Origin of the sequence: Kitasatospora sp. NPDC097643 (genome assembly GCF_040302625.1) — a bacterium.
Taxonomy (GTDB): Bacteria; Actinomycetota; Actinomycetes; order Streptomycetales; family Streptomycetaceae; genus Kitasatospora.
Genome location: NZ_JBEOSA010000016.1, coordinates 19037 through 36443, shown reverse-complemented (window position 1 = coordinate 36443; position 17407 = coordinate 19037). Strand labels below are relative to the sequence as shown.

The following is a 17407-nucleotide window of genomic DNA, read 5'->3' as shown; positions in this document are numbered from 1 at the left end:
GGGCCCTAGCGGCGCCCGGGGACGGGCAGTCCGAGGTGGTCGCGCAGGGTGGGGCCGGTGTAGTCGGTGCGGAACACCCCGCGCTCCTGGAGCAGCGGCACCACCCGGTCGACGAACTCGTCCAGGCCGCCCGGCAGGAGGTGGGGCATGAGGATGAAGCCGTCGGCCGCGTCCTGCTGCACCAGGTGGTCGATCTGCGCGGCGACGGTGGCCGGCGAGCCGATGAAGGTCTGCCGGCCGGTCACCTCGATCACCACCTCGCGGCTGGTCAGGTTCTTCTCGGCGGCCAGCGCCCGCCACCGGGCGGCGATGGCGAGCGGGTCGCCGATCCGGGTCCGGCCCCGCACCGCGCGGCCGTCCGGGTCGGGGTCGACGGTGGGCAGCGGGCCGTCCGGGTCGTGGTCGGACAGGTCGATGCCCCAGACGTGTTCCAGCTGGACGATCGCGGTCTGCGGGCTGATCTGGGTGCGGCGGATCTCGGCGGCGCGTTCGGCCGCCTCGGCGTCGGTGTCGCCGAGGGCGAAGGTGGCCCCGGGCAGGATCTTCAGCTCGTCCGGCTTGCGCCCGTACGCGGCCAGCCGGCGCTTGACGTCCGCGTGGAAGGCCCGGCCCTCGGCGAGGGTGTTGTGCGGGCTGAAGACGACGTCGGCGGCCGCGGCGGCGAACTCCCGGCCCTCGTCGGACTCGCCGGCCTGGATGACCACCGGGTGGCCCTGGGGCGGGCGGGGCAGCGAGAGCCGGCCCTCGACGTCGAAGTGCGGGCCGCGGTGCTGGACGGGCTGGTCCTCGGCGTCCCAGAACTCCCGTGCCAGCTGGAGGAATTCGGCGGCCCGGGTGTAGCGGTCGGCGGGGTCGAGGTAGCCGCCGCGGCGGAAGTTCTCGCCGGTGAAGGCGTCCGGGGTGGTGACCACGTTCCAGGCCGCCCGGCCCGCCGAGAGGTGGTCCAGCGAGGCGATCCGGCGGGCCAGTTCGTAGGGCTCGTTGAAGGTGGCGCTGAGGGTGGCGGCCAGTCCGATCCGGTCGGTGACGGCGGCCAGCGCGGCCAGCACGGCGACCGCCTCGGGGCGGCCGGCCACGTCCAGGTCGTGGATGCGGCCCTTGACCTCGCGCAGCCGCAGGCCCTCGGCGAGGAAGAAGAAGTCGAACCTGCCGCGCTCGGCGGTGGCGGCGAGGTGCCGGAAGGAGTCGAACGAGATGTTGCTTCCGGCGGCCGGGTCGCTCCACACCGTGGTGTAGTCGACGCCGGGGAACAGCACGGCGAGGTGGATCTGCTTGAGCGAGCGGTCCGTCATCGGGTCACCTCGGCGAGAACGGCGGAGTCGGCGGCGGTGTTGGCGGCGGTGTTGGCGGCGCTGGAGGCGGCGGTGTAGCGGCTGGCCGGGCGGGCCAGGCCGAGGTGGTCGCGCAGGGTGCGGCCGGTGTACCCGGCCCGCAGCAGCCCGCGGGTGCGCAGCTCGGGGGCGACCCGGTCGGCGAGGGCGGCGAGGTCGCGCCCGGGGTCGGCGGGTATCAGGTGGAAGCCGTCGATGCCGGTGCCGGGCGCGGTGAGGTCGGCGAGCAGGAGCTCGACCGCGGCCCGGTCGGGCAGGGCGGCGTCGAGCCGGGCGAGGATCCGCAGCTGTTCGCCGGCCCGCAGCCGCAGTTCGGTGGCGGCGGTCAGCCGGGTGGCCGGGTCGGGGGCGTCGAGCAGCACGACGTCGGCGTACCGGATGGCGGTGGCCACCCGGGCGCGGCCGCCCGCGGAGGCCTCCAGGGCGAGGTCGTCGGCGGCCACCGGCACCACCACGACCGGGCGGCCCTGCGGCGGGCGCGGGGTGATGGACGGGCCGCGGACCGAGAAGTACCGGCCCTCGAAGTCGATGTGGTGCAGCTTGGCGCGGTCGAGGAAGCGCCCGGTGGCGGCCTCGCGGATCTCCGCGCCGTCCTCCCAGCTGTCCCAGAGCCGGGCCGCGACCTCGGCGGCCTCCGCGGCCTCCGCCCAGAGCTCGTCGGCGGGGGCGGCCGGCCGGCGGCCGAAGGCCCTGGCCTCTGCCTCGGCGGGGGAGACGCCGACCAGCCAGCCGCCCCGGCCCTCGCTCACCCAGTCCAGGGTGTTGACCGCGATCGAGGTGCGGAACGGCTCGGTGTGGGTGGTGGTGACGGTGGGCACCAGGCCGATTCGGCTGGTCAGCGGGGCGATCCGGGAGAGGACGGCGAGGGCGTCGGCGCGGCGCGGTTCGGCGGTGAAGGAGTCGTCGAGGGTGACGAAGTCCAGGGTGGCCCGCTCGGCGAGCCGGGCGAGGTCGGTGAAGTGCCCGGCGTCGAGGTGGCCGGGGCTGTCGAGGGCGGCGGACAGGTGCAGCTGGCGGGGCATGGTGAGCCTGACTTTCCTCGTGCGGACGCGCGCGGGCGCGGGCCGGCGTACGCGACGCGGGCGGGCGCGTGCGGACGGCGAACGGGAGGTGTGGAGAACGGGCGCGGCGCCGGGCGGGACGTCAGCCGGGCGGCGGCGGGGGAACGGTCAGCTCAGCCGCGACACGCCGCGGACCACACGCGACCGAAGTCGATGTGGCTGCGGGTGACCAGCGGGCACGAGGCGTTCACGGCTTCAGTTGACCAGGGCCTCCGGCGGTTCGTCAACCGTCCTTCGCAAGGCCTGGCACGCCTTGGCACGGGCTTCACACCGGCCGCGGCCGGACGTACGACGACCCCGCCCCGCCGCTGGGGGAGCAGCGGCGGGGCGGGGCCGGGGGTGCGGTCGGGCGGGCCTGGTCGTCAGGCCTTGGTGACGTCCTCGATCTCGTCGTCGTCCTCGCGACCGGGGGTCTTGAGGTCGAACTTGGTGATCGCGAAGCGGAAGAGGAAGTAGTACAGGGCGGCGAAGGCCAGGCCGATCGGGATGATCATCCACGGGTCGGTGGCCTTGTTCCAGGCCAGCGCGTAGTCGATCAGACCGCCGGAGAAGGTGAAGCCGTCGTGCACGCCGAGCGCCCAGGTGACGGCCATCGAGACGGCGGTGAGCAGCGCGTGGATGACGTACAGGGCCGGGGCGATGAAGACGAAGGCGAACTCGATCGGCTCGGTGACACCGGTGACGAAGGAGGTCAGGGCCAGCGACAGCATCATGCCGGTGACGGCCTTGCGGCGGTGCGGCTTGGCGGCGTGGGCGATGGCCAGCGCGGCGGCGGGCAGCGCGAACATCATGATCGGGTAGAAGCCCGACATGAACTGTCCGGCGGTCGGGTCGCCGGCGAAGAAGCGGGTCAGGTCGCCGTGGACGACGGTGCCGTCCGGCTTGGTGAAGTCACCGGTCTGGAACCAGGCGTAGGAGTTCACGAACTGGTGCATGCCGACCGGCAGCAGACCGCGGTTGACCAGGCCGAAGGCGCCAGCGCCGAACGCCCCGGCACCGATCAGGGTGTCGTTCAGGCTCTTGATGGCGTCGCCGATCGGGCCCCAGGCCAGGCCGAAGAAGACGCCGACGGCGGTGCCGACGAAGGCCATCAGGATCGGGACGAGGCGGCGGCCGTTGAAGAAGCCGAGCCAGTCGACCAGCTTGGTGCGGTGGTACTTCTGCCACAGCACCGCGGCCAGCAGACCGATCACGATGCCGCCGAGCACGCCCGGGTTCTGGTAGGTCGCGGCCTCGTCCTTGCCCGGGAGGATCTTGTACTCGGTGATCGGGAACGCGGTCAGCACGTTCTTGTACACCAGGTAGCCGACCAGGGCGGCGAGGGCGGTGGAGCCGTCCGCCTTCTTGGCGAAGCCGATCGCGATGCCCACCGCGAAGAGCAGCGGCAGGTTGGAGAAGACGCCGTCACCGGCGGCGGCGAACACCGAGGCGACCTTGTTCCAGCCGAGGCCGTCCTTGCCGAAGACGTCGTCCTGGCCCAGGCGCAGCAGCAGACCGGCGGCGGGGAGCACCGCGATGGGCAGCTGGAGGCTGCGGCCGACCTTCTGCAGACCCTGGAGGAGGCTCTGGCCGAACTTCTTGCTGGGGCTTGGCGTGGCCGGAGCCGTGGCGGGCGCCGGTGCCTGCGCAGACTGACTCATGGGGGTGGGTTCCTAACGGCATGGCGGTCGGTCGGGGGAAGGCACAGGGGGCCGAACCGCGAACTGGTCTACACCACGTGTGGTGTAGACCAGTTTTGTAGCACGGGCGGAGAAGGCGGGGAACCCCGGAAAGCGGAACCGCCGGGAAGCGCTATGAAATCGAAACCTACCTGCGGAACGGCGATCATGATTACCCGCCGTGATTGGGATTTTGGCTATTTGCGCAACAAAAGCACGACCGTGCCCGTCAGGGCCGTAGGTCCTTTCCGGAAATGCCGAAGGCCCTCGGACCGGCGGGTCCGGGGGCCTTGCGGGAACTGGGTGGTGACGCTCGGTATCAGGCCTTGGTGACGTCCTCGACCTCGCTCTCGTCCTCCCGGCCCGGGGTTTTCAGGTCGAATTTGACGATGATGAATCGGAAGAGTGCGTAGTACACCGCGGCGAAGCCGGCCCCGATGACGATGATCAGCCAGGGTTTGGTGGCCAGCCCCCAGTTGATCACGTAGTCGATCAGGCCGGCCGAGAAGCTGAAGCCGTCGTGCACCCCCAGCCCCCAGGTGATCGCCATCGACGCGCCGGTCAGCAGGGCGTGCACGGCGAACAGTGCCGGGGCGATGTAGGCGAAGGAGTACTCGATCGGCTCGGTGACGCCGGTGACGAAGGAGGTCAGGCCCACCGAGAGCATCAGGCCGTAGATCTCCTTGCGGCGGTGCGGCTTCGCCGAGTGCGCGATCGCCAGCGCCGCGGCCGGCAGCGCGAACATCATGATCGGGAAGAAGCCCGACTGGAACTGTCCGGCGGTCGGGTCGCCCGCCAGGAAGCGCGGGATGTCGCCGTGCACGACGGTGCCGTCCGCCTTGGTGAACTCGCCGAACTGGAACCAGACGAAGGTGTTCAGCAGCTGGTGCATGCCGATCAGCAGCAGGGCGCGGTTGAACACCCCGAAGATGCCGGCGCCGGCCGCCCCCAGGTCGGCCAGGTGCTGGCTGAAGTCGTTGAGGGCGCGGCCGATCGGCGGCCAGACCCAGAGCGCCAGGCAGGCGAGGAGCATGCCGACCAGGGCGGTGATCATCGGCACCAGGCGGCGGCCGTTGAAGAAGCCCAGCCAGTCCACCAGCCGGGTGCGGTGGAAGCGGACCCAGAGCCAGGCCGAGATCAGGCCGATCAGGATGCCGCCCAGCACCCCGGGGTTCTGGTACGTCGCGGCCGCCGCCTTCGCCGAGGTGTAGTCCACGCACTGGTCGCTCACCAGGACGGTCGGCGGCTTGCAGTGCTCGGGGAAGGCGTGCAGCACCCGGTAGTAGACGAGGAAGCCGACCACGGCCGCCAGCGCGGTCGAGCCGTCCGCCTTCTTGGCCATGCCGATCGCCACGCCGACGCAGAACAGCATCGGCAGGCCGAGCGAGGAGTCGAGCAGGGCGCCGCCGGCCGCCGCGAACACCCTGGCGACGTTGTCCCAGCCCAGGCCGTCCTTGCCGAAGACGTCCGGCTGGCCGAGCCGGTTGAGGATGCCGGCCGCGGGGAGCACGGCCACCGGCAGCTGGAGCGAACGGCCCATCTTCTGGAGGCCGCCGTAGAAGGTGTGCCACCACGTGGTCCGCGGGGCTGTGGCTCCTGCCGAACTCATCCTTCGCCCTCCGGGTGCGGATGTCGGCCGGTGGCCCCCGGCGGGACCCCGGGCGGGGCTCCGGAACTCCCGGGGTCCTTTCTGCGTTCATCGGAGTACACATATATTGGTGTAGACCACTTTGGAACGCAGGCCGCACGCCGAGGCGTGGCCCCGCTGATCGTCATCCTCCGGTGAGGGTCGGGGCCGTGCGCGCCGAACTGGGCCAAAAGTGGACTAACGTGGCAGATCGGACCGACGCGGGCGATGCTGGTCGCGCTGCCCGGCAGCACGACGGCAGCTGAACCCGCGTCAGCGCCGGCCGCGACCTCCCGGCCGCTCGGACCGGGGGGACCCCAGCACAGCGCAGGACGGCACCCGGCAGAGCAGCCGGCGGGCCGAGACAGAGGGAGAAATCAGATGGCCAGCAAGGCTGAGAAGATCGTCGCCGGTCTGGGCGGCATCGAGAACATCGAAGAGGTCGAAGGCTGCATCACCCGCCTGCGCACCGAGGTCAAGAACGCCGCCCTGGTCGACGAGGCCGCCCTCAAGGCCGCCGGCGCCCACGGCGTCGTCAAGATGGGCACCGCGATCCAGGTCGTCATCGGCACCGACGCCGACCCGATCGCCGCCGACATCGAGGACATGATGTGAGCTGAGCCGTCCGGCTCACCCCCACGGCCCGCCGCACCCCCACCCGGGGGCGGCGGGCCGAGGCCTATCCGGACCACCCGACCCGAGCGACTACGCTCGGTACCTATGTCACGCATCGACGGCCGCACCCCCGACCAGCTCCGCCCCGTCACCATCGAACGGGGCTGGAGCAAGCACGCCGAAGGCTCCGTCCTCATCTCCTACGGCGACACCAAGGTGCTGTGCACCGCCAGCGTCACCGAAGGCGTCCCCCGCTGGCGCAAGGGCAGCGGCGAAGGCTGGGTCACCGCCGAGTACTCCATGCTCCCGCGCGCCACCAACACCCGCGGCGACCGCGAAGCCGTCAAGGGCCGCATCGGCGGCCGCACCCACGAGATCAGCCGGCTCATCGGCCGCTCGCTGCGCGCCGTCGTCGACCACCGCGCCCTCGCCGAGAACACCATCGTCCTCGACTGCGACGTCCTCCAGGCCGACGGCGGCACCCGCACCGCCGCCATCACCGGCGCCTACGTCGCCCTCGTCGACGCCGTCGCCTGGGCCCGCGACAAGAAGCTCCTGCGCGCCAAGGGCCAGCCCATCACCGGCGGCGTCAGCGCCGTCAGCGTCGGCATCATCGACGGCGTCCCGATGCTCGACCTCCAGTACCAGGAGGACGTCCGCGCCGAGACCGACATGAACATCGTCTGCACCTCCGACGGCCGCTTCGTCGAGGTCCAGGGCACCGCCGAGGGCGCCCCCTTCGACCGCGCCCTGCTCGACCGGCTGCTCGACCTCGGCACCCTCGGCTGCGCCGAACTCGACGAGATCCAGCGCAAGGCCCTGGAGGGCTGAGACGGGCTCAGCACCACGCGGCGCACGCGCTGTACAGGGCGGGCCCCGAGCCCGTACGGTTCCCGCAGCACCCCCGCTGCGGGAACCGCGCACCCCACCACGCGCGTCCTTCCCACGGAACCCGCGCCCCCCAGGAGGACCGGATGCCGTCGAGCATCGCCCGCCCCGCCGCCCTCGCCGTGGCCGGTCTGATCGTCATCCTCCCGCTCAGCGTGGTCAGCTGCTCGGCCGCGCAGAAGGCCCTCGACTGCGGCACCACCGCGGTGAAGATCACCGGCGACGTCGCCGACGTCACCAGCGCCTACCACAACGCGAGCAACGACTCCGCGGCCGCCGGCCGGGCCCTGCAGAAGCTCAAGAACGACCTCGACCAGGTCGGCAGGAACTCCAAGAGCACCGACGTCGCCAAGGCCGTGGCCGACCTTCAGAAGCAGGCCGACAAGGTGCAGCAGGCCGTCGACAAGAAGGAGGTCCCCGACCTCAAGCCGCTCGGCGACGCCGCCGGCAACCTCACCTCGGTCTGCACCGGCTGACGCCCGGTCATCGCGGCCTTGGTTATCGTGGGCCGCATGTCCACCCGCCTGATCCTCGCCACCCGCAACCAGCACAAGGTCGCCGAGCTGCGCGCCATCCTCGCCGACGCCGGCCTGGACGTCGAACTCGTCGGCGCCGACGCCTACCCGGAGATCCCGGACGTCCCCGAGACCGGCGTCACCTTCGCCGAGAACGCCCTGCTCAAGGCGCACGCCCTGGCCCGCGCCACCGGCCTGCCCGCCGTCGCCGACGACTCCGGCCTCTGCGTCGACGTCCTGAACGGCGCCCCCGGCATCTTCTCCGCCCGCTGGGCCGGCAAGCACGGCGACGACCGGGCCAACCTCGACCTGCTGCTCGCCCAGCTCTCCGACATCGCCGAACCGCACCGCGGCGCCCACTTCGCCTGCGCCGCCGCCCTCGCCCTCCCCGACGGCACCGAACGCGTCGTCGAGGGCCGCCTCCTCGGCACCCTGCGCACCACCCCCGCCGGCGACGGCGGCTTCGGCTACGACCCGATCCTCCAGCCCCTCGGCGAAACCCGCACCTGCGCCGAACTCACCCCCGCCGAGAAGAACGCCATCAGCCACCGCGGCCACGCCTTCCGCGCGCTGGTGCCGGTCGTGAAGGACCTCCTGGGCTGACACGCCGTCCACTGAATGCCGAAGGCCCGCCCCGGAGAACTCTCCGGGGCGGGCCTTCGATTTGAAGGTTTGAGGTTGGTGCGGCCTGAGGGATTCGAACCCTCACGGGGTTTCCCCCACCGGATCCTAAGTCCGGCGCGTCTGCCGAGCTCCGCCAAGGCCGCGTGGCCTCTAGTCTAGGGCTTCGATACCGATGGGGACACCGCGATTCCGTGCGGCGCTTTGCGCTTGTTCTTGTTCCTCCCGCAGTAGGTGTCGGTGACGGAGTGGCAGTTCGGGCAGAGCAGCCGGAGGTTGGCCGGCCGGTTGTCCGACCAGTCGCCGTTGATGTGGTCGACCTCCAGGGTCATCGGCCGGCCGCGCCACTCGGGGCCGGTGCCGCAGTCCTCGCACAGCTCGGGTCGGCCGAGCTCGGTCAGTGCGCTGCGGATTCGCGAGCCGGGAAGCCGCTTGGCTTCCGAGGGGCGTCGGATGAGGAGCTGCTCGGCCGGGATCCTGGTGGGGAGTCGCTTGCCGCGGGCGTGGGCCTGCCCCGTGAAGTGCGAAATGTCGATGCCGAGCGCCTTGATGCGGCGCCCGATGTGGGCCTGGGTGCCGCCGGCCTGGCGCTTGTGGAGGTAGCGCACGACCCCAGCCACGCTGTGACATGCCGAGACGGCCTCCTGGAGGACCTCCCGGGTGTAGACGCTTCCGGTCGGGCGGAAGTGTGAGGTGTCGATCCCGTACTCGGTGAGCTTGCGGCGCAGGTACTTGCGTCGGTCGCGGTTCGGCTCCCGGCTGAGTGCGGTCAGCATCTCGTCGAGCGAGGTGGCAGTGGCGGCGATGCTCGCGAGGAGCTCGCGGGTGTACTCGATCGGCATGGTCGTTCCCCCTTCGGGCAGTTGTGTGCCCGTCCCCCGGTATGCGAACGATCGGCGGGTGGATTGGTTACGGCCTCTGGGATGTTTAGGTGCTGATTACCAATTGGTACAGACCTATTGACCTATGTGGTTCAGACCACATAGCTTCGGCGCCAATTGGAATCCCCCACGTGCGTGCTCCCCCACAGGCACGCGCCGACACTCTCTCCCGGAGGACCGAGTGTTGATCCGAAGCACGGCGGAGCGGCGTCCCACCGCTGCCCACCGCCGCACGAGCCCGGCGGCCCGGGCGGGCGTGGCCTCGTTGGCGGCGGCGAGCCTGGCCGGTCTGCTGATGGCGACGCTGGGCGCGGCGCCCTCGCAGGCGTCGGCGGCCGTCGACAACGCGAGCTGTCGCCCCGACGGCCTGTACCAGGCGCCCGGGGTGGACGTCCCGTACTGCTCCGTCTACGACAGCAGCGGGCGCGAGAAGATGGGCGCCGACCACCAGCGCCGCATCATCGGGTACTTCACCGGCTGGCGCACCGGCAAGAACGGCGACCAGCCCTACCTGGTGAGCGACGTCCCCTGGGACAAGGTCACCCACCTCAACTACGCGTTCGGCCACGTCGGCGGCGACAACAAGATCTCCGTCGGCACCGACGGCCCGACCAACGAGGCCACCGGGATCTCCTTCCCGGGCGTGCCCGGTGCGGAGCTGGACCCGTCGCTGCCGTACAAGGGCCACTTCAATCTGCTGACGAAGTTCAAGAAGCAGTACCCGAACGTCAAGACCCTGATCTCGGTGGGCGGTTGGACCGAGACCGGTGGTTACTTCGGGGACGACGGCAAGCGCGTCAACTCGGGCGGCTTCTACTCGATGACCGTCAACCCGGACGGCAGCGTCAACCAGGCCGGCATCGACACCTTCGCCGCCTCCTCCGTCGACTTCATCCGCAAGTACGGCTTCAACGGCGTCGACATCGACTACGAGTACCCGACCTCGATGAAGGACGCCGGCAACCCGCTGGACTGGCAGCTCGCCAATGCCAAGCGCGGTTCGCTGGCCAAGGGTTACGCGGCGCTGATGAAGACGCTGCGGGAGAACCTGGACCGGGCCGGCGCCGCCGACGGCCGGCACTACCTGCTCTCGGTCGCGGCCCCGTCGTCCGGCTACCTGCTGCGCGGCATGGAGACCTTCCAGGTGGCGCAGTACCTGGACTACGTCAACATCATGTCGTACGACCTGCACGGCGCCTGGAACAAGTACGTCGGCCCGAACGCCTCGCTGTTCGACGACGGCAAGGACGGCGAGCTGGCGGCGGCCAACGTCTACGGCACCGCCCAGTACGGCGGCATCGGTTACCTCAACGCCGACTGGTCGTACCACTACTTCCGCGGCGCGATGCCCGGCGGCCGGATCAACGTCGGCCTGCCGTACTACACCCGCGGGTTCAAGAACGTCCAGGGCGGCACCAACGGCCTCTGGGGCACGGCGTCCGCGACCTCCTGCCCGGTCGGCTCCGGCCTGACCTCCTGCGGTGACGGCGCGGTCGGCATCGACAACATCTGGAACGACAAGGACGACGCGGGCAAGGAGTCCCCGGCCGGGTCGAACCCGATGTGGCACGCGAAGAACCTGGAGAAGGGCATCCTGCCCGACTACCTGGCCAAGTACGGCGTGACGGACACCGCGCTGCAGGGCAGCTACGCCCGCAACTACAGCAGCGCCCTGGTGGCGCCGTGGCTGTGGAACGACACCAAGAAGGTGTTCCTCTCCACCGAGGACGAGCAGTCGGTGGGCGCCAAGGCGGACTACATCGTCAACCAGGGCGCCGGCGGCACGATGATCTGGGAGCTCGCGGGCGACTACAAGTGGGACGCGACCGCCAACGGCGGCAAGGGCCAGTACGTGCCGGGCTCGACGCTGACCTCGCTGATGTACGACAAGTTCAGGTCGGCGACCCCGTACGGTGCGACCCGCTCGACGATCGCGCTGCCGCAGCAGACCCTGCCGATCGACGTCTCGTTCACCAACTTCGCGCTGGGGGACTCGAACTACCCGATCAACCCGAAGATCCACATCGTCAACAACTCGACGACGACGCTGCCGGGCGGCACCGAGTTCCAGTTCGACTACAGCAACTCGGCCTCGGGCAACGCCAAGGACCAGTCGGGCTTCGGCCTCCAGGTGATCCGGCAGGACAACCCCGGTCCGGGCAACGTGGGTGGCCTGAAGGGCACTTACAACCGGGTGTCGGTCAAGCTGCCGGGCTGGCAGTCGCTGGCGCCGGGTGCCTCGGTGGACCTGGACTTCGTCTACTACCTGCCGGTCTCGACGCCGTCGAACTGGACGGTCAACGTGGGCGGCACGTTGTACGGGATCAAGGGCGACCTGACCCGGGGCGCGGTGGACGGCGGTACGACGCCGCCGACCACCCCGCCGACGACTCCTCCGACCACGCCGCCGACGACTCCTCCGACCACCCCGCCGACGACTCCTCCGACCACGCCGCCGACGACTCCTCCGACCACGCCTCCCACCACCCCGCCGACGACGCCGCCGACGACGCCCCCGACCACGCCGGCCGGTTGCGCCGGAGCCCCGAGCTGGGACGCGGGCACCACCTACGCGAGCACCACCAAGGTGTCGTGGAAGGGCCACTACTACCAGAACAAGTGGTGGACCAAGGGCGACGACCCCTCGGCCAGCGGCCAGTGGGGTGTCTGGAGCGACCTCGGCGCCTGCTGATCACGGCGGCCCGCTGAGGTGAGAGACGGCGGTGGCGGTGCACCCGGTCGGGGGGTGTGCCGCCACCGCTGCGTTCCCCGGAGGGACGGATCAGGCCTCGACCTTGAGGTCGCGCAGCAGCTTGGCGACGTGCCCGGTGGCCTTCACGTTGTAGAGCGCGCGCTCGACCTTGCCCTGCTCGTCCACGATCACGGTGGAGCGGATCACGCCGACGTAGGTGCGGCCGTAGTTCTGCTTCTCGCCGAAGGCGCCGTAGGCCTCCAGCACCGTGTTGTCGGGGTCGGACAGCAGGGTGACCTTGAGGTTCTCGGCCTCGCGGAACTTGCCGAGCTTCTCCGGCTGGTCCGGGGAGATGCCGATGACGTCGTAGCCGGCGCCGGCGAACACCTCCAGGTTGTCGGTGAAGTCGCAGGCCTGCTTGGTGCAGCCCGGCGTGAGCGCCTTGGGGTAGAAGTAGACGATGACCTTGCGGCCCAGGTGGTCGGCGAGGGACACCTGGTTGCCGTCGGCGTCGGACAGGCTGAAGGCGGGCGCGGTGTCGCCGGGCTGGAGACGCTCACTCACGGGTTGACTCTCCTGGTGCGTGCTGGGACGGGCGGTCGTACCACGGCAAACTTACCCCCGATGGTGGGTGGGGCCGCGCGGCCGTACGCGGCAGCTGACAGACTGGGTCAGTCGCACAGGACAACATCAGCAAGTGAATGGGGTGGCCCGAGTGGGCGAGGCGAGCACACAGGACAAGTCGGCGCGGACGACCGCCCAGATCGAGGCGGACATCGCGCGGACCCGCACCCAGCTGGCGTCGACCCTGGACGAGCTGGCCGTGCGTGTCCACCCGAGCACGATCAGCGCCCAGGTGAAGGCGAAGGCCGCGGCGGCCGTCGAGGAGCGGGCCGGCCGGGCGTACGTGGCCGCCAACGGCCTGGTGGAGAAGGTGCGCGCGCAGTTCGTCGACGACAAGGGGCAGCCGCGCAAGGAGCGGATCGTCCCGGCCGCGCTGGTCGGGGTGGGCGTGGTGCTGCTGGTCGCCTCCGCCCGCAGGCGCCGCAAGGACTGAGCGGGGCGCGACATCCGGGGCCGGGCGTGGCTGCGCCCGGCCTTCCGTATGCCGGGCTGGCATCACGTGACGCTCCCGGGGGCGGTACCTTCGGGATCGTGAGTACGAACGACGAACCGACCCCGCAGTCCGGCTCCGCCTCGCTGGAGCACGACTCGGCCCGGCACGACCGCCTGGGCGAGAAGCTGCCGATCAAGATGCTGCACGACCGGGTGCTGGTGAAGACCGAGGGCGGCGAGGGCGAGCGCCGTTCGACCGGTGGCATCCTCATCCCCGCCACCGCGGAGCTCAGTAAAAGGTGCACGTGGGCGGAGGCCGTCGCCGTCGGCCAGAGCGTGCGCTCGGTGGAGCCGGGTGACCGCGTGCTGTACGACCCGGAGGACAAGTTGGAGGTCGAGGTGCGCGGCGCCACCTACGTGCTGCTGCGCGAGCGCGACCTGCACGCGGTGGCCGCGATGCGCTTCGGCGACACCGAGGGCTCGACGGGTCTCTACCTCTGACCGTGCGGCCCCGCTGACGGTGGGGCCCCGCTGACCGTGCAGCCCCGCTGACCGTGCGGCCCCGCGCCCGGTACGGCGATCCCGGTCACCCACCCCGTTCCTGACCGGAATTGTCGGTGCCGGGCGCTATGGTCCGGGCATGGTGACACGTGTGCGGATGATCGGCGACGGCGAGCGGCGGGCCAGGGTGGGCCGCCGGCAGCTGCTGGCGCCGTCGGTGCGGGCGGCGCGGGTGGAGGACGTGGCCGACGCGGTGGTCGGGCTGCACGCGACGGACGCGGCGACGGTGTACCTGTCGGCGTGCGCGCGGCTGGCGGAGCCGTCGGCCGCGGAGGTCGAGCGGGCGTTGTACGAGGACGTCACGCTGGTGAAGCTGCTGTCGATGCGGCGGACGATATTCGCCGTGACGGAGGGCTTCGCGCCGTACGTGAGCTCGTCGACGGCGCGGGCGATCGCGGCGAAGGAGCGGGCGACGCTGCTCAAGCACCTGCGGGATCACGCCGAGGGCTGGGACGAGGCGCGGCTGGCCGGGGCGGAGCGGGCGGTGCTGGCCGCGCTGGCGCTGCGCGGTGAGGCGACGACGGCCGAACTCGCGGTGGACGTCCCGGAGTTGCGCGAAACGATGCTGATGTCGGCGGGCAAGCCGTACGAGAGCCGGCAGAGCGTGGGCAGTCGGCTGCTGCGGCTGCTGGCCTCGGACGGGCACGTGCGGCGCTGCCGTCCGCGGGGTTCGTGGCTGAGCAGCAGCTATCCGTGGGCGCCGGTGCCGCAGTGGCCGGACGTGCCGGTGCGGGAGGCGAAGGCCGAGGTGGTGCGGCGCTGGCTGGCCGCGTACGGCCCGGCGACGGTCGAGGACGTGAAGTGGTGGACGGGGTGGACGCTGGGGGACACCCGTAAGGCCCTGGCGGACGTCGGGGCGGAGGCGGTCGAGCTGGCGGGCGGGGTGGCCGCCCTGGTGCTGCCGGGGGACGGCGAGCCGGTCGCGGAGCCGGAGCCGTGGGCGGCGCTGCTGCCGGCCCTGGATCCGGCGGTGATGGGCTGGCGCGGGCGGGACTGGTACCTGCGGCCGGAGGACGTGCCGGCGCTGTTCGACCGGGCGGGTAACGCCGGGCCGACGGTGTGGTGGTGCGGCCGGGTGGTGGGCGGCTGGGCGCAGCGGCCGGACGGCGAGGTGGTGTGGCGGCTGTTCGAGGACGTCGGGTCGGAGGCCGAGCGGGCGGTGGCGGTGGAGGCGGCGCGGCTGTCGGGCTGGCTGGGGGAGGTGCGGGTGACGCCGCGGTTCCGGACGCCGCTGGAGCGGGAGCTGGCGGCGAAGTGAGGTAGGGCGAAGTGAGGTAGGGCGCGCGGTCACCCCGCGCGCCGTCCCTCCGGTGGTCACTGCGTCGGCGGTGTCGCCGGGGGTTTGGCCGCGGGGGTGCCGGTGGCGCTGGTGGCCGTGGGCTGCGGGGTGGTCCTGGTCGGGGTGGGGTGGGCGGTCGGGCTGGGTTGCTCGTGGGTGGGGGTGGGCTGCGGGGCCGGCGGGCTGGGCTCCGGGGCGTGGCTCGGTGTGCCGGGGTCGGGGGCGGCGCTGCTGGGGGCGGGGTGGGTCGGGGCGGTGACCGTGGGGGCGGTGCCGCCGGGGGTCTCGCCGCCGGTGCCGCCGCCACCGAGGCCACCGAGGCCACCGAGGCCGCCGGTGCCGGCGGCGGGTGTGGTGCTGGTCGGCCCGGGGGTGGCGCTGCTGCTGGGGGTGGTGGTGGCGCTGGGGCCGGGGCCGAAGGTGGGCTCGTTGCGGCTGGGCTGGCTCTGGAGGTCGAACTGCCGGACGGCGGTGCCGTCGAGGGCGGCGGTCATGTAGGCGGTCCAGATCTTGGTGGGGAAGGTGCCGCCGTTGATCCGGGTGAGTCCGGCGGTGCCGGACAGCGGTTCCTTGGCGTGGGTCTTCGGGTTCTCGCGGAACAGGCCGACGGTGGTGGCGAGTTCGGGGGTGTAGCCGGCGAACCAGGCGGAGAGGTTGGCGTCGGTGGTGCCGGTCTTGCCGGCGGCGGGGCGGCCGAGGTCGAGGGCGGCGGCGCCGGTGCCGCGCGGGCTGACGACGTCGCGCAGGACGTCGGTGACGGCGTCGGCGTCGTCCCGGTCGAGGGCGTTGGTCGGGGTGTGGTCGGGCATCTTGGGGACGTCGATGGCGCCGCCGGGGTTGACGCGTTCGAGCTTGGCCACGGACCACGGGGTGTGCGCCTGGCCGTGGTTGGCGAGGGTGGCGTAGACGCCGGCGAGGTCGAGGGCGCTGGGGGTGGCGGTGCCGAGGGTCATCGAGGTGTTGGCCGGGTCCATGCCGCGGACGCTGTCGGGGATGCCGAGCTTGATGGCGGTCTGCCGGACGCGGGCGAGTCCGGCGTCGACGCCTTCCTGCGCGTACACGGAGTTGACGGACTTCACCATGGCGTAGCGCAGGGTGATGTCGCCGTAGTCGATGTCGTCCTCGTTGGGCGGCGCGTAGGGGGTGGGGCCGCCGGTGACGGGGCGTTCGCTGGTGCCGTCGTAGTGGCTCTCGGTGGTGATGGGGCGGCCGTCGAGGGTGTGCTGGGCGACGAGGCCGGCGGCGAGGTCGATGGGCTTGAAGGTGGAGCCGATCTGGTTGTCCTGGCGCAGCGCGTCGTTGTAGGGCTGCTTGGCGTAGTCGGGGCCGCCGTAGACGGCGACGACGCGGCCGGTCCCGGGTTCGACGGAGGCGCCGGCCACGCGGACGTCGGTGTCGGTGGTGGGGCGGGCCTTGGGGTCGAGTTCGTCGGTGAGTTCGTCCTGGACGGCCTTGACGAAGGCGTCCTGGCGGGGCTTGTCGAAGGTGGTGGTGATGCGCCAGCCGCCGGCCTTGAGGGTGGCGGCGTCGATGATGCCGCTGGAGACGAGGTAGTCGTCGGCGACGCCGACGAGGTAGCCGGCCTGGCCGGAGAGGCCGGTGGCGGGCTGGGGGTCGGTGGGCTCGGGGAAGGTGGTGGCGGCGCGTTCGGTGGCGCTGAGGAAGCCGAGTTGGACCATGCCGTCGAGGGTGTAGTTCCAGCGGGCGAGGGCCTTCTCGCGGTTGGCGGGGGTGGCGGTCCTGACGTCGTAGAGGCTGGGGGCCTGGAGGAGGGTGGCGAGGTAGGCGCCCTGGGCGACGTCGAGTTCGGAGACGTCGACGCCGTAGTAGGCGTGGGCGGCGCTCTGGATGCCGTAGGCGCCGCGGCCGTAGTAGCTGCTGTTGAGGTAGCCGGCGAGGATGTCGTTCTTGTCGCGCTGCTGGTCGACCTTGAGGGCGATGAAGAGTTCGCGGCCCTTGCGCTCGATGGTCTGGTCCTGGGTCAGGTAGTAGTTCTTGACGTACTGCTGGGTGATGGTGGAGCCGCCCTGCATGCCCTTGCCGGTGAGGGTGTTCCAGCCGGCCCGGAGCATGCCCTTCAGGTCGATGCCGCGGTTCTGGTAGAAGGTGCGGTCCTCGGCGGAGACGACGGCGTGCTGGGTCTGGAGCGGAATCTGCCGGATGGTGACGTCGGTGCGGTTGACCGCGCCGGTGCGGGCGATCTCGGTGGTGCCGTCGGCGTAGAGGTAGATGTTGTTCTGGGCGACGGCGTGGGCGTTGGCGTCGGGCACCGGGACGATGACGTAGAGCACCGCGAAGGCGCCGACGGTGAGCAGCAGCAGGGTGGTGAGGGCGCCGAGGGTGATCCGCCAGGTGGGCAGCAGCCGGCGCCAGCGGGGGAGGGCGCGGCGGGCCGCGCGGCGGGCGGCTCGTTTGGCCTGGCGTCGGGTGCTCAAGGTCATGCCGAGATTATGTGCTATTTGACGTGAGATCAGCGGGGTGGCCCGGGGTCGGCGTGCGTGGGAAAACCGGGTGCGGGGGCCGGGTGGCGGCGGTACGGTGCAAGGTGCAAACCACATAGCGCACGTAGTTTCCGGCAGCTCCGCTCGCCCGGCCCGGCACCCCCGGGTACGGCCGGTCGGA

15 protein-coding genes and 1 tRNA gene are annotated in these 17407 nt (G+C 71.6%); 8 read left to right on the top strand and 8 right to left on the bottom strand.

Features of this window, described 5'->3' with window-relative positions:
* Window positions 1-5 precede the first annotated feature (5 nt).
* The 4 genes from ABTY15_RS13460 to ABTY15_RS13445 all read right to left on the bottom strand — a co-directional run bounded on the left by ABTY15_RS13460 (window position 6) and on the right by ABTY15_RS13445 (window position 5659).
* Window positions 6-1292: an LLM class flavin-dependent oxidoreductase gene (locus tag ABTY15_RS13460; RefSeq protein ID WP_350581453.1), complete on the bottom strand. Its 1287-nt coding sequence runs from the start codon at window positions 1290-1292 to the stop codon at window positions 6-8.
* Window positions 1289-2353, bottom strand: a complete 1065-nt coding sequence (locus ABTY15_RS13455) for an LLM class flavin-dependent oxidoreductase (RefSeq protein ID WP_350581446.1) — start codon at window positions 2351-2353, stop codon at window positions 1289-1291. Before ABTY15_RS13455 ends, ABTY15_RS13460 begins: the two co-directional genes overlap by 4 nt.
* Before the next feature lie 401 nt (window positions 2354-2754).
* On the bottom strand, window positions 2755-4032 hold the full coding sequence (locus tag ABTY15_RS13450; protein WP_350581443.1) for a PTS transporter subunit EIIC: 1278 nt from the start codon (window positions 4030-4032) through the stop codon (window positions 2755-2757).
* A 337-nt stretch (window positions 4033-4369) separates the two neighbouring features.
* Window positions 4370-5659, bottom strand: a complete 1290-nt coding sequence (locus ABTY15_RS13445; RefSeq protein ID WP_350581441.1) for a PTS transporter subunit EIIC — start codon at window positions 5657-5659, stop codon at window positions 4370-4372.
* Between the two features lie 399 nt (window positions 5660-6058).
* Between ABTY15_RS13445 and ABTY15_RS13440 the strand changes: the two genes are divergently transcribed.
* The 4 genes from ABTY15_RS13440 (at window position 6059) to rdgB (ending at window position 8298) form a co-directional block, all read left to right on the top strand.
* Window positions 6059-6292 (top strand): PTS sugar transporter subunit IIB, encoded by a 234-nt coding sequence (locus ABTY15_RS13440; RefSeq protein ID WP_350581439.1) that lies wholly within the window; start codon window positions 6059-6061, stop codon window positions 6290-6292.
* A gap of 105 nt (window positions 6293-6397) precedes the next feature.
* Entirely contained in the window at window positions 6398-7123 is a 726-nt protein-coding gene (rph, locus tag ABTY15_RS13435) for a ribonuclease PH (RefSeq protein ID WP_350581435.1), read from the top strand.
* Between the two features lie 143 nt (window positions 7124-7266).
* On the top strand, window positions 7267-7656 hold the full coding sequence (locus tag ABTY15_RS13430) for a hypothetical protein (RefSeq protein WP_350581432.1): 390 nt from the start codon (window positions 7267-7269) through the stop codon (window positions 7654-7656).
* A gap of 36 nt (window positions 7657-7692) precedes the next feature.
* Window positions 7693-8298: an RdgB/HAM1 family non-canonical purine NTP pyrophosphatase gene (rdgB, locus tag ABTY15_RS13425; protein WP_350581429.1), complete on the top strand. Its 606-nt coding sequence runs from the start codon at window positions 7693-7695 to the stop codon at window positions 8296-8298.
* A gap of 76 nt (window positions 8299-8374) precedes the next feature.
* On the opposite strand, the gene ABTY15_RS13420 is transcribed toward rdgB, so the two are convergent.
* Window positions 8375-8462 (bottom strand) — tRNA-Leu (locus ABTY15_RS13420).
* Between the two features lie 12 nt (window positions 8463-8474).
* A complete protein-coding gene (locus ABTY15_RS13415; protein WP_350581426.1) occupies window positions 8475-9158 on the bottom strand; it encodes an HNH endonuclease signature motif containing protein in 684 nt (227 codons plus the stop codon).
* 334 nt (window positions 9159-9492) lie between these two features.
* Between ABTY15_RS13415 and ABTY15_RS13410 the strand changes: the two genes are divergently transcribed.
* On the top strand, window positions 9493-11889 hold the full coding sequence (locus tag ABTY15_RS13410) for a chitinase C-terminal domain-containing protein (RefSeq protein ID WP_502893495.1): 2397 nt from the start codon (window positions 9493-9495) through the stop codon (window positions 11887-11889).
* A 90-nt stretch (window positions 11890-11979) separates the two neighbouring features.
* On the opposite strand, the gene bcp is transcribed toward ABTY15_RS13410, so the two are convergent.
* The gene (bcp, locus tag ABTY15_RS13405) at window positions 11980-12453 is read right to left on the bottom strand and encodes a thioredoxin-dependent thiol peroxidase (RefSeq protein WP_350581425.1); all 474 of its coding nucleotides are present in this window, start codon (window positions 12451-12453) and stop codon (window positions 11980-11982) included.
* A gap of 151 nt (window positions 12454-12604) precedes the next feature.
* Between bcp and ABTY15_RS13400 the strand changes: the two genes are divergently transcribed.
* From ABTY15_RS13400 to ABTY15_RS13390, 3 genes are all read left to right on the top strand, one after another.
* Complete coding sequence (locus ABTY15_RS13400; RefSeq protein ID WP_350581423.1) at window positions 12605-12946, top strand: DUF3618 domain-containing protein; 342 nt, start codon at window positions 12605-12607, stop codon at window positions 12944-12946.
* 197 nt (window positions 12947-13143) lie between these two features.
* Complete coding sequence (locus ABTY15_RS13395) at window positions 13144-13446, top strand: GroES family chaperonin (RefSeq protein WP_156178586.1); 303 nt, start codon at window positions 13144-13146, stop codon at window positions 13444-13446.
* 139 nt (window positions 13447-13585) lie between these two features.
* Window positions 13586-14764 (top strand): winged helix DNA-binding domain-containing protein, encoded by a 1179-nt coding sequence (locus ABTY15_RS13390; RefSeq protein ID WP_350581421.1) that lies wholly within the window; start codon window positions 13586-13588, stop codon window positions 14762-14764.
* 56 nt (window positions 14765-14820) lie between these two features.
* Here ABTY15_RS13390 and ABTY15_RS13385 read toward each other — a convergent pair whose 3' ends face one another.
* Complete coding sequence (locus ABTY15_RS13385; protein WP_350581418.1) at window positions 14821-17226, bottom strand: transglycosylase domain-containing protein; 2406 nt, start codon at window positions 17224-17226, stop codon at window positions 14821-14823.
* Between the last annotated feature and the right edge of the window lie 181 nt (window positions 17227-17407).